This window comes from Erythrobacter insulae, assembly GCF_007004095.1.
GTDB lineage: Bacteria > Pseudomonadota > Alphaproteobacteria > Sphingomonadales > Sphingomonadaceae > Erythrobacter > Erythrobacter insulae.
In genome coordinates this window covers 1410257-1422321 of the sequence record NZ_VHJK01000001.1, presented here as the reverse complement: position 1 = coordinate 1422321, position 12065 = coordinate 1410257, and the positions used below count along the sequence as shown (strand labels likewise).

The following is a 12065-nucleotide window of genomic DNA, read 5'->3' as shown; positions in this document are numbered from 1 at the left end:
AAATGTCAAAAATCCCTTTCGAGAGTCCGTATGAAAGCGGCGTCTTTGTCCGGGCGTGATTGCCAAGATTGGCGGCTGCCAGTTTACATTTTGCCCTGCCAGGTTGTATCAAGATGTAAAAAAGTGGCGCTCGCCAAGGATCACGCACGGGAGATGAGTGGCATGAAAACTGATTTTCCGATCATCGGAATTGGGGCGTCCGCTGGAGGCCTAGACGCACTCAAATCATTCTTTGACAACGTCCCTGAAGATATGGGCGCGGCCTTTGTCGTCATTCAGCATCTCGATCCTTCCCACCAAAGTATGACCGCCGAAATTCTGGATAAGCATACCAAAATGCCGGCGAAACAGATCGAGCATGGCGCAACGATTGAACCCAATCATGTCTATGTGATCCCCCCGAACGCCAGCCTGACTATAGCTGACAATACATTCGAATTGGGCGAGGCTGTTCGCACCCATGGCGTGCGGATGCCGATCGATATGTTTTTCAGTTCGCTTGCATCGCAGCGCGAACATGGCGCGGTCGGGCTAATCCTTTCCGGCACAGGCAGCGATGGCAGTGCGGGCATTCGCGAAATCAAAGGGGCAGGAGGAATTACCCTCGCCCAAACGCCCGAGACCGCCCAATTTGATGGAATGCCAAGCGCTGCAATAGCAACGGGCATGGTTGATATCGTCTGCCCGGTCGAGGACATGCCTGCGCAGATCAAGGACTTCCTTGTTCATCAACATATGCGTCACGAGGCAGGGCAGGATCCCGATGCGATCCTTGCCAATGATACCGAAAGCCTGACGTCGATCATAGCTTTGCTGCAAGCACGCATTGGACATGATTTCAGGGGCTACAAGACCGGAACTCTGGGGCGGCGCATCCTCCGCCGGATGGGTTTACGCGGCATCGATTCCTTGTCCGATTACCTCTCTTACCTCAAGGATGACGCCAAAGAAGCCGAGGAACTCTATCGCGACCTGCTCATCAATGTGACGTCCTTCTTCCGCGATCCTGCAGCGTTCGAAACGCTGGATACCAAAGTTCTTGCGAAAATGGTCGCGGCAAAACCGGACCGCGAACCTATCCGCGTCTGGGTTCCAGGCTGCGCCACCGGGGAAGAAGCCTATTCAATCGCTATGCTTTTGATCGAGCATTGCGAAACTGCACACAAAGACTGTCCGATACAGGTGTTTGCCACCGACATCGATGAAGATGCGCTGGCGGTAGGACGGACCGGAATGTACGCGTCCAATCTGCTTGCGCATATCCCGGAAGAGCGGATCAATCGCTTTTTTATCAAGCAGGACGGATCGTATTTGATTAGAAGCGGGCTGCGCGAAACGGTCACTTTTGCCGAGCAAAATGTGATCAGCGACCCTCCGTTTTCAAAACTCGATCTGGTGAGTTGCCGCAATCTGCTGATCTATCTGCAAAACACATTGCAGGACAAAGTCATCGGGTATTTTCATTTCGCGCTTAATGATGGCGGCATCCTGTTCCTTGGTCGCTCCGAAGGGACAAGCCAATTGTCGGGTTTGTTTGAGCCGGTCGACAAAACATCACGGATATTCCGCAAGCTCGCGACCGAGCGTAGTCTTGGCGTCAATTTTCCAGTCAACAATCTGCGTACACGCGGCGTGAATGTCGGAATTCTGCCAGCCGGTCGCCCGAAAGAAACGGCGAGGATCCGTGAAATTATGCAGCAACAATTGCTGCGCAATTTCGCCCCGGCCGCGGTCTTGACCAACGCCAAACATCAAGTGTTGTATTTCATGGGGCCGACGTCGGATTTCCTAGAGCAGCCAAGCGGCCTGCCAACTCAGGATCTGCTGTCCCTAGCCCATCCGGAATTACGCAGAGAGCTCCGAACCGGTTTGAAAAACGCCATCGGTTCTGCGGGACCGGTAATCATTAACGACGTCTCACTTCAGCATGGTTCAACTCATGCAAAAACGCGGATTTCGATCAAGCCAATGGCTGTATCGGGTGAAACGGAACGGCTTTTCCTGGTGACATTTGAGAAGGTTCCAACACAAAAATCACCGGCCGGAACGCCGATCCCATCATCACCAATCGATCAATCGGCGGTTAGCGATCTGGAAACGAAGCTGCGCGATGCACAGGAAGACCTCCAGATCAGCCTGGAAGAACTGGAATCCACCAACGAGGAATTGCAGGCGTCCAATCAGGAAATGATGTCCCTTAACGAGGAATTGCAGTCCTCAAACGAGGAGCTCGAGACTTCCAAGGAAGAGCTGCAGGCGATGAATGAGGAGCTGTCGACGGTCAACAACCAGCTCAAAAACAAAGTCGAAGAATTGGCGGACGTGAACGACGATCTGACCAATTTCGTATCAAGCACGGGGATTGCGACGCTCTTGCTCGACACCAAGCATCAGGTTGGACGCTTCACGCCTTCAATAAAGCGTCTGTTTAATTTGATCGACGCCGATATCGGCCGCCCAATTGTCGATATCAGGCAAAAGTTCGAAGACGCAAATTTCCTTGCCGATGTGGATGCGGTGTCACGCGCATCCAGCCCGGTAGAGCGGGAAATCATCGGTCAGGACGGGGCGCTGTACCTGATGCGGATCGCGCCGTATCGGGCGGCTGAAATGCGTTCGGGCGGGGTCATTGTTACTTTCGTCGATATCAGCCGAAGGGTCGAGAATGAGCGGCGATTGCAGGCAAGCGAAGCGCGCTTCAGAAGCCTCTTCGAGAATGCGCCCGACCCTTTGCTACTGGTAGATCAGAAAGGCGACATCGCGCTTACGAATTCGCAAGCACAGCAGTTCTTCGGATACGACCGTCAGGCACTGCTTACCAAACGCATAGAAGACCTCATGCCAAAGCGTTTTCGCAAGCGTCATGTCTCGCATCGCAGCAGCTATATGGAGAATATGAGCGTTCGGCCGATGGGTTCGGATCTGGAGCTTTGGGCATTGCTTGCGAGCGGCGAAGAAGTGCCGATTGAGGTCGGCCTGAGCCCGGTCGAAACCGAAAGCGGAGCGATGGTCTGCGTGGCCATCCGCGATGTTCGGGAACATCAAAAGGCAGTGCGCGACGTACGCGATGCCAAGGCGGAAACCGAAGCAGCCCTGGCAGCAAAATCGCGGTTTCTTGCCACCGCCAGCCATGACCTGCGTCAACCACTCCAGTCTCTCGCTATGCTCACCGAAGCTTTAAGATCAAAGGTCGGTGATCCCGACATTTTGGACATCGTCGACGAGCAGCGCGTGTCTCTTGCCAATCTGCGCGATCTGCTGAATTCGCTGCTCGATATTTCAAAGCTGGAAGCCGATGCGGTGACAGTCGAGCTGGAGGACATCGATCTGGACGCCGCTGTAGCCAAGGTGTGCGCAAGCCTCGAGCCAGAGGCGGAAAAGAAGGGTATCAAGCTTTCCCGCAAGATCGATGCCCGGATCGTTCATTCGGACATTCATCTGGTGCAACAGATCCTTCAGAATCTGATCGGCAATGCAATCAAGTTCACCGACAAGGGCCGCGTCGATGTTGTTTCGCAGATTGTCAGCCACGAAGTCTTGATCGAAGTCCGGGATGAAGGGCCCGGTATTCCAGCCGATCAATTGTCGCATATCTTCGACGAATTCTACCAGGTTGGAAGAGACCCGCAGCAAGCCGGAGTCGGGCTCGGACTTGGCTTGGCGATTGCGAATCAGGCCGCTCGAATGATCGGCAGCCAGATTGATGTGCAATCGGAATTTGGCAAAGGCTCAACGTTCTCGTTCACATTGCCATTGAGCAATGTGCTGTTGCCCAAAAACGAGCTGTTGGAAGACGAACGACCTGCGCCATTGACCAGCGATTGCGCAATCCTGTTGGTGGATGATGATCCGTCCGTTCTCAAATCCACAAAATTCCGGCTGGCGGCACGCCCCAATCTAAAAGTTTTCGCCGCGAGCTCTCCCAAAGAGGTCGATGGTCTTCTTGCGGAGATGGAGCCCGATGCATTCGATATCATCGTCACAGATTACCACCTCGGCACGGCACGCAACGGGCTGGACATCATTGAAAATGCGCGAAAACATGCAGGGCAAAAGATTCCAGCCATACTCATATCGGGTGATACCGGGCTGGACCCGGCAAAGATGAAAAATCGCGCCATCAGCGTCATTTTCAAACCCGCTGGCGGCAACGAGCTAATTGACACGATCACACGCCTGCTGTCGCGCTGATCAACGCCGCGATAGGCCCGCTAAGACGCGCCAAACACAAAACCAAGATCAGCCCCAGCAGCGGGCTGCGCGCCTGCCTGTCAACGTCGTTCGTATAGGGCGATACGCATTTCAAGGCCGGGAACGCTTGCCCAATGAACCGCATTGAAGCAATGGCACTCTAATTCGAACCCATGAGCGCACGGGACCATACGATCATGACCAAAACTTCGCCTCTCTCTGACAAGCTCGTCACCGTTTTTGGTGGAAGCGGCTATATTGGCAATTATGTCGCTCAAAGCCTGCTGGAACGCGGGGCCCGGTTGCGCATTGCAAGCCGCAGCCCTGAAAAGGCGCATGCGCTTCAGCCTCTGGCTAACCTTGGACAATTGCAGTTTGCGCGTTGCGATATCACGAATGATGATAGCGTGGCTGCGGCGTTGCAGGGTGCAGATTATGTCGTGAACCTCGTGGGCGCCTTTTCGGGCGACCTCGAAGAGCTGATGGGGGAGGCGCCCGGCACCATGGCGCGGCTCGCCAAATCTTCAGGTGTCAAAGGCTTTGTGCACGTGAGCGCCATCGGGCCTGATGCAGGGTCCAGCGCGGCCTATGCCCGCGGCAAGGCCAAGGGCGAGACAAACGTCTTGGCCGCCTTTCCCAATGCAACAATCATGCGCCCATCCATCGTGTTCGGTAAAGACGACAATTTCCTCAACATGTTCGGACAGATGATCGAAATGATGCCGGTCTTGCCGGTATTCGGTCCTGATGCGAAATTGCAGCTCGTGTTTGCAGATGACATAGCCGAAGCGATTGCTGTCGCGCTCGAAGATCCTGCAACGCATGGCGGCCATATCTACGAACTCGGTGGGCCTGAGCAGCTCTCGATGATGGAGATCAACGAACGCATCGCCGAAGCGCAAGGCCGCAGCCGTCGCTTCATAGCGATGCCCGACGGTGTATCATCACTATTTGCCAGTCTTCCGGGAACTCCGATGAGCAAGGATCAATGGACCTTGCTGAAACCCGGCAGCACCGTTTCTGGCGAGCACCGCACCTTTGCCGAGCTTGGGATAGAGCCCCGCCCGCTCGGATTGTTCCTCGACAAATGGATGACCCGCTATCGCAAGTTTGGCCGGTTTGGCCGCAGCAATGAGCGGGCCAAAGAGCGCGCCGCCGATTAATCGATCAGGCTGGCCTGCTTACAGGTTTTCCGAATAGAGCGTGAGCAGATCAGCATAGGCTTTTTCCGCCGCTGGCTCGGCATAGGCCGGGCTGTCAGGTACGGTCCAACCATGATCGCCGGCGTACACATCAACCTTTGTCGAGCGTCCCGCCGTTTCGGCAGCCTCTGCAAAGGTGGTTTTGACGTCCGGCGCTTCGGCGTCGTCGTCCTGCGCGACCGCGATCAGGAAGCTGGCCTGCGCATCGCCAAGCAGATTGTGCGGGCTCATGGGATCATTTTCCCGCACCAAGCCTCCGCCATGGAAGCTGGCCGCCGCTTTGATGCGATCGGGCACTGCGGCGGCGCTCCACACCGTGAACGGTCCGCCCATGCAATATCCCTGTGTGCCAACACCGCGTGACGTATCGATTTGAGGCTGTGCATCGAGCCAGGCGACAATGGATTTCGCATCGCGCTGGATCGCTTCGGCGGTTAGTTTTTCACGCCATGGGCCGACTTTGGCGAAACCATCGGCCTCGATAAATGCGGCGAAATCCTTGAACTGTTCGCCTGAAACATCGCGGTAATAAGGGTTGACGATCAGAACGGCGTAACCTTCACTGGCCAATCGCATCGCCATTTCCATCTTTGACTGACGGACCCCGGCAATATCCGGCCACAGGATTACGCCGGGATATTGTTCGCCTTTCTCGGGATAAACAAGAAACCCGTCCAACGTGCCATCTTCTGTGTCGAAGGAAACGGCATCGCTCAGCATGGAAAAGCTGCCAGGCAATTCTTCTCCGTCACCGGAGGTAGGGGCGCAGGCAACCACCGCCGCTGCCCCGGCCAGAGCGCCAAACTGTCGGCGACTGATTGTTTCTTTGGCCCAGTTCTTGAGTTTTGCTTCATCGCACATGTCTTGGCTCTCCGTGACCGAAATTGTTGGCCAACGCTAACAATTCAGCGGCCGCATGAACAGCGCGAATGCAAACAGGAGCGCCTCGTTCGCAATTGGAGGGGAGTGACCAATCGCAAAACGAGGCGCAGCTTTCACCGATCAAGAATGGGCCGGGGCAATGCCAGACACCGCCTGCCTGCCGCGATCAATCAGTCTTGGATTACGGGATAATATTGCGGATTGAACAGCTGGTCGATGATCGAACCGGGAACGCCGATGGGATCTTCTGCTGGCGCCGGCAGCGGGGTTGGCTGAGTTGGAGTTGAAATCCATACACCACCGGCAACGGCTTCAATTTCACTGTCAAAAAGTACGGTCATTGTCATGCTCCTAGTCTGTTTCAAGAGCTTGAAATTGCCGCGCTGGATGATCCCCCACAATCGCACGCATTGCCTAGCTCGCTGCGCCTAGTTCACATGTCAGAAGGCTGTCGGTGTCCAGCCGCTGGACAACCCGCTTCACACATTGCAGAGTGCGCACAAGAGGGAGAGATATACTATGCCGATACGGAACTGGGCGCTGCCTGTGCTGGCGCTGGGCGCGTTAACTGTGACCGCTTGCAACGAAATGTTCGAAGCGGAAAACGGCAACGGCATCACCAGCGCAATGTTGATCGGTGCCGATAGCGACACGGCCAACTGGATCACGCATGGCCGGACCTATTCCGAACAACGTTTCTCCCCTTTGGATCAGATCAACGCCGAGAATGTCGGCGAACTGGGTCTGGCGTGGTTTGCCGATATGGACACTGCGCGCGGTCAGGAAGCCACTCCGCTGGTGATGGATGGCAAGCTGTATCTCACGACCGCCTGGAGCAAGGTGAAGGCGTTTGATGCGGCAACCGGTGCACCGCTGTGGGACTATGATCCCGAAGTGCCCGGTGAAACCGCCGTAAAAGCCTGCTGTGACACGGTGAATCGGGGGCTGGCAGCTTATGGTGACAGCTTGTTCCTCGGCACGCTGGACGGGCGTCTGGTGGCGCTTGACCGCGACACTGGCACCGTAAAGTGGGAAACCGTCACCGTCGATCAAACGCAAAGCTACACCGTTACCGGTGCGCCTCGCGTAATCGATGGCAAGGTCATTATCGGTAATGGCGGCGCTGAATTCGGCGTACGCGGATACATCGCGGCCTATGATGTGAACGATGGCAGCGAACTGTGGCGTTTCTACACAGTGCCTGATGGCAATGAAGGCGGCGAGAGCCCGCAATATCTGCAAGACGCGGCTGAAACGTGGAATACCGAAGTGCTGGCTGGCAATGACGCGATTGGCGGCGGCGGCACCGTGTGGGATTCGATGGCCTATGACCCCGATCTCAACCTGCTCTACATCGGGGTTGGCAATGGCTCTCCGTGGAACCGCGCATATCGCTCACCGGGCGAAGACGGCACGGGCGAAGGCGATAACCTTTATTTGTCCAGCATTGTCGCAATCCGGCCCGATACCGGCGAGTATGTGTGGCATTATCAGACCACTCCGGGTGAGACATGGGATTTCACGGCGACACAGCACATCATGCTTGCCGATATGGAGATCGAGGGCAAGGAACGTCAGGTGCTGATGCAAGCGCCAAAGAACGGATTCTTTTATGTAATCGACCGTGCGACCGGCGAATTCATCAGCGGTGATCCATACGTCGCTGTGAACTGGGCGACGGGCATTGACGATAATGGCCGTCCGATCGAAAATCCCGAAACCCGGATCGACAAGACAGGCCAGCCAGCGATGGTCACTCCGGGCGCGCTTGGCGGCCATAACTGGCATCCGATGGCATACCATCCGGGCGAAAATCTGGTCTATATCCCTGCATTCGAAGCGGCGATGATCTATGCCCCGGAGGCCGATTGGAAGCCGGATCGTGCGCGCGGTTTCAATGTTGGATTCAATCTCGGTGCGGGCGATTTGCCGCCCGACCTTGGTATCCGCCGTCAGGTTGGCGACACGCTGCGCGGGATGCTGGTGGCATGGGACCCGGTGGCGCAAGAACCGCGCTGGACCGTCGAACATCCCGGCCCTTGGAATGGCGGATTGCTGGCGACCGGCGGCAACCTTGTTTTCCAGGGAACCGCAGGTAGCGAATTTAACGCCTATGCTGCGAATTCTGGCGAAAAACTGTGGAGCTTCTCTGCTCAAACCGGAGTTGTTGCGCCTCCGATCACATATACCGTTGCGGGCGAGCAATATGTAGCAGTTCTGGCCGGCTGGGGCGGCGCCTATGCGCTGAGCGTTGACGGAGCGCTCATCGCGGACAAGGCTCCGGTGCGCAATGTCTCACGGCTGATGGTGTTCAAATTGGGCGCAGAGGGCGAATTGCCAGCCGAAATGGCGTTGGCCAGTTTGCCGCTTGATCCCCCGCCAAGCCGGGCAAATGCGGAAACCATTGCGCTCGGGTCGGAAAAATATGCGCGCTATTGTGCGGTATGCCATGCTCCCGCGGCGGTCGGTTCAACGGTGCTGCCAGATCTGCGCCGCGCAGGGTCGCTGGGCAATGCCGGCGCGTGGGAGTCCGTAGTGCATGGCGGATTGCTTAAAGATAACGGCATGGCCTCGTTCGCGGATTCGCTGAGCAAGGAAGAGATCGAGGCAATCCGCGAATATGTGATCTTCCGCGCCAATCAGGACAAAGGTATGGAAGGGTCAGGACAAGTCGCGCGGCGATAACGGCGCAGTTTGTCTACCCGCGGAAGACCACAGTCCTGTTGCCGTTCATCAGCACACGATCCGCGGTGAAAAGCCGCACAGCTTCTGCCAGAACACGGCGTTCGATATCGCGGCCTTTGCGGACCAGATCTGCCGCACTGTCCGCATGGGTGATCCGCTCAACATCCTGATGGATGATTGGCCCTTCATCCAGATCAGCGGTCACGAAATGGGCAGTTGCACCGATAATTTTCACCCCGCGCTCATGCGCCTGATGATATGGCCGGGCGCCTTTGAAACCGGGTAAAAAGCTGTGGTGGATGTTAATACAGCGGCATCCGAAATGGGCCGATTGCTCATCGGAAAATATCTGCATGTACCGCGCCAGCACGACCAGCTCTGCACCGGTATCGTGCGCAACTTGGCGGACCTGGCGTTCCTGATCGGCCTTGGACTCTTTTGTGACCGGCAGATAGTGAAACGGAATATCGCCCAGATCGGCATCAGTGGTCGTTTCAAGCGGGTGGTTTGAGATAATCGCGACCGGATCAATATTAATTTCGCCAGTCCGCCAGCGATACAGCAAATCGACGAGACAATGATCGAACTTGCTGACCATGATCATAACCCTGCGCGGCCGATCCTGAGCAGCGATTTTCCAGTCCATGCTGAATTCGCCGGCTAACTTTTTAAAGTCAGACCTCAGGCTGTCGGTACGGGTTCCGGTCGGGTCGAAAGCCACCCGCATAAAGAAACGATCACGATCCTTGTCGCTCCGATCGTTAAACTGCTGCGCATCGAGGATGTTGCATCCGCGCTCGAACAGAAAGCCTGTTACGCGGGCTGTGATACCCGGACGGTCCTCGCAGCTGAGTGTAAGGATCAAGGTATCGGCCATATTACCGCCCGGAAAGCGCCGCTTCGCATTGCTGCATAAGTTCGGTGATGATGGCTGCGGCGGGTTCTTCGGCTTTCACCATGCCCACGCTTTGACCTGCCATCAGCGATCCGTTTTCGACATCGCCATCGATGACCGCGCGGCGCAGGGCACCGGCCCAGTAATGTTCGATCTGCAATTGCGCTTCGCCCATATCGACTTCTTCGCGGTTGAGCAGTTGGGCGACTTCGAGCTGTTTTGCAGTGAATTCCTCGGTCCCTTTGTTTTTAAGGGCGCGCACAGGGATCACGGGCAAACGCGGATCGACCTGAACGCTGGCTTCGGCATCGCGCGCCTTTGCGCGGAAAAACGCTTTCTTGAAATTCGGGTGCGCAATGCTTTCACTGGCACAGGCGAAACGCGTGCCAAGCTGTACGCCGCACGCGCCCATTTCCAGATAGCTGGCAATGGCTTCTCCGCGTCCGATACCGCCGGCAACGAACACGACGTGATCTTCCGCCAGTTCGGGCAAAAATTCCTGGGCCAAAACGCTCGTGGAAACAGGGCCAATATGGCCGCCCGCTTCCATACCTTCAATCACCAGCGCATCGCCGCCAGAACGCAGCAGCTTCTTCGCCAGGGCCAGCGTCGGTGCGAACACGATAACCTTGGCACCGAACGCCTTGATGGCCTCTACGCTGCCTTTAGGCGGAATACCGCCAGCAAGCACAATATGCGTGACGCCATGTTTGTTGCACACCTCGATCAGCTCGAAAAGGTTCGGGTGCATTGTGATCAGGTTCACCCCGAACGGCTTGTCCGTCAGTGTTTTGGTCGCGGTGATTTCTGCGTCGAGCAGATCAGGCGTCATCGCGCCGCAGGCGATTACACCAAACCCGCCGGCATTAGAGATGGCCGAAACAAGATTGCGTTCGGACACCCAGCTCATCGCGCCGCACAGGATTGCCGTCTCACAGCCAAGAAAATCGATGCCGCGCTGCATCAGCGCTTTGCTTTTGGAAAATTCAGTCATGGCGCGCGATTAGGCTGACCGGGACAAAAAGACAATCAATCGTGATAGATGATCGTGATGGCATCGGCTGCCTGCTTCGCCAGCAGGCGAGCATCGTCGGTATCATCGCTCATCGACAGGGCCACTCCCATCCGGCGATACGGGCGCGTTGTTGGCTTGCCGAAAATCCGCACATCGACATTCGGGCCGATCCCCAGCGCATCTGGCACCCCTTCAAATCCAAAGTCGCTGCTGTCTCGGTCTGCAAGAATAACGGCTGATGCCGATGGGATCGCCGCCTCGTCTCCAAACAGGGGAAGACCCAGGACAGCGCGCGCATGCAAATCGAATTCGGAAAGGTCTTGGGAAATCAAGGTGACCATGCCGGTGTCATGCGGCCGCGGTGACAATTCCGAAAAGATAACCTCTTGGCCTTTCACAAAGAACTCGACGCCAAACAGTCCCCAGCCGCGCCCCGCGCCTTGCAACGCTTCCACCACCGTGGTTGCCATTTCGCGGGCCTTGCTCAGCGCCGTATCGCTCATCGCGGCAGGCTGCCAGCTTTCCTGATAATCGCCGCGCTCTTGCCGATGTCCGATCGGAGGGCAGAATAAAATCCCGTGCCTATGCCGGACTGTCAGCAGGGTAATCTCGTAATCAAAGGCGATGAATTCCTCGACAATGACGCGCGCCCTGTCGCCGCGCATATTCGCCACAGCATATTCCCATGCCTGCTCCAGATCATCGGCGCTTTCGACTTTGCTTTGCCCTTTTCCCGATGACGACATTACCGGTTTGATCACGCAGGGAAAGCCAGTGAAGTCAGAGCCTGCCCGTACCTCCTCTAGGCTTTCAGCATAGCGATAGCGCGAAGTAACCAAGCCCAGTTCCTGAGCGGCAAGATCGCGGATAGAATCGCGATTCATGGTCAACTGCGTCGCACGTGCAGACGGCACCACGTTGAACCCTTCGCGTTCCAGATCGGCGAGCACCTCGGTGCGGATCGCCTCTACTTCTGGAACGATATAATCAGGCCGGTGCTTTTCAACTGCCGCACGCAGAGCGTCACCATCAAGCATCGAGAACACTTCGCGCGCATCGGCCAATTGCATGGCAGGAGCATCATCATAGGCATCACATGCGATCACCCGCGCGCCCAATCGCTTTACCGAGATTACAAATTCGCGCCCCAGCTCGCCGGAGCCCAACAGAAGGATTGTCGCTGTATGTGCCATAA

The 12065-nt window shown here is 56.4% G+C and carries 8 protein-coding genes; 3 read left to right on the top strand and 5 right to left on the bottom strand.

All coding sequences use genetic code 11. The features are described from left to right. The first annotated feature begins 162 nt into the window (after positions 1 to 162). Both FGU71_RS06790 and FGU71_RS06785 read left to right on the top strand, forming a co-directional pair. Positions 163 to 4191 carry a chemotaxis protein CheB gene (locus FGU71_RS06790; protein ID WP_185960222.1) on the top strand — a complete coding sequence of 1343 codons (4029 nt, stop codon included), beginning with the start codon at positions 163 to 165 and terminating at the stop codon, positions 4189 to 4191. A 173-nt stretch (positions 4192 to 4364) separates the two neighbouring features. Further along, the gene (locus FGU71_RS06785) at positions 4365 to 5354 is read left to right on the top strand and encodes a complex I NDUFA9 subunit family protein (protein ID WP_407644398.1); all 990 of its coding nucleotides are present in this window, start codon (positions 4365 to 4367) and stop codon (positions 5352 to 5354) included. 18 nt (positions 5355 to 5372) lie between these two features. Here FGU71_RS06785 and FGU71_RS06780 read toward each other — a convergent pair whose 3' ends face one another. Beyond that, complete coding sequence (locus FGU71_RS06780; RefSeq protein WP_142787870.1) at positions 5373 to 6254, bottom strand: dienelactone hydrolase family protein; 882 nt, start codon at positions 6252 to 6254, stop codon at positions 5373 to 5375. Between the two features lie 191 nt (positions 6255 to 6445). Further along, entirely contained in the window at positions 6446 to 6616 is a 171-nt protein-coding gene (locus tag FGU71_RS14095; protein ID WP_185960221.1) for a hypothetical protein, read from the bottom strand. A gap of 178 nt (positions 6617 to 6794) precedes the next feature. Here FGU71_RS14095 and FGU71_RS06775 point away from each other — a divergent pair, with 178 nt between their 5' ends. Then, complete coding sequence (locus tag FGU71_RS06775) at positions 6795 to 8960, top strand: PQQ-dependent dehydrogenase, methanol/ethanol family (protein ID WP_142787869.1); 2166 nt, start codon at positions 6795 to 6797, stop codon at positions 8958 to 8960. A 13-nt stretch (positions 8961 to 8973) separates the two neighbouring features. Here the strand turns inward: FGU71_RS06775 and purU are convergent, their stop codons facing one another. Genes purU through purT form a run of 3 tightly spaced genes read right to left on the bottom strand, consistent with a single transcriptional unit; the run spans position 8974 to position 12063 of the window. Continuing rightward, positions 8974 to 9837, bottom strand: coding sequence for a formyltetrahydrofolate deformylase (gene purU / locus FGU71_RS06770; RefSeq protein WP_142787868.1), 864 nt, complete (start codon positions 9835 to 9837; stop codon positions 8974 to 8976). A 1-nt stretch (position 9838) separates the two neighbouring features. After that, positions 9839 to 10849: an NAD(P)H-dependent flavin oxidoreductase gene (locus tag FGU71_RS06765; RefSeq protein ID WP_142787867.1), complete on the bottom strand. Its 1011-nt coding sequence runs from the start codon at positions 10847 to 10849 to the stop codon at positions 9839 to 9841. Positions 10850 to 10884: 35 nt separating this feature from the next. Then, positions 10885 to 12063: a formate-dependent phosphoribosylglycinamide formyltransferase gene (gene purT / locus FGU71_RS06760; RefSeq protein WP_142787866.1), complete on the bottom strand. Its 1179-nt coding sequence runs from the start codon at positions 12061 to 12063 to the stop codon at positions 10885 to 10887. Positions 12064 to 12065 lie beyond the last annotated feature (2 nt).

Bases quoted from the DNA above. Each gene is read 5' to 3' on its own strand.
- FGU71_RS06785 (WP_407644398.1), top strand. From the start codon at position 4,365: ATGAGCGCACGGGACCATACGATCATGACCAAAACTTCGCCTCTCTCT.
- FGU71_RS06765 (WP_142787867.1), bottom strand. From the start codon at position 10,849: ATGACTGAATTTTCCAAAAGCAAAGCGCTGATGCAGCGCGGCATCGAT.
- purT (WP_142787866.1), bottom strand. From the start codon at position 12,063: ATGGCACATACAGCGACAATCCTTCTGTTGGGCTCCGGCGAGCTGGGG.
- FGU71_RS06780 (WP_142787870.1), bottom strand. From the start codon at position 6,254: ATGTGCGATGAAGCAAAACTCAAGAACTGGGCCAAAGAAACAATCAGT.
- FGU71_RS06775 (WP_142787869.1), top strand. From the start codon at position 6,795: ATGCCGATACGGAACTGGGCGCTGCCTGTGCTGGCGCTGGGCGCGTTA.
- FGU71_RS06790 (WP_185960222.1), top strand. From the start codon at position 163: ATGAAAACTGATTTTCCGATCATCGGAATTGGGGCGTCCGCTGGAGGC.
- FGU71_RS14095 (WP_185960221.1), bottom strand. From the start codon at position 6,616: ATGACCGTACTTTTTGACAGTGAAATTGAAGCCGTTGCCGGTGGTGTA.
- purU (WP_142787868.1), bottom strand. From the start codon at position 9,837: ATGGCCGATACCTTGATCCTTACACTCAGCTGCGAGGACCGTCCGGGT.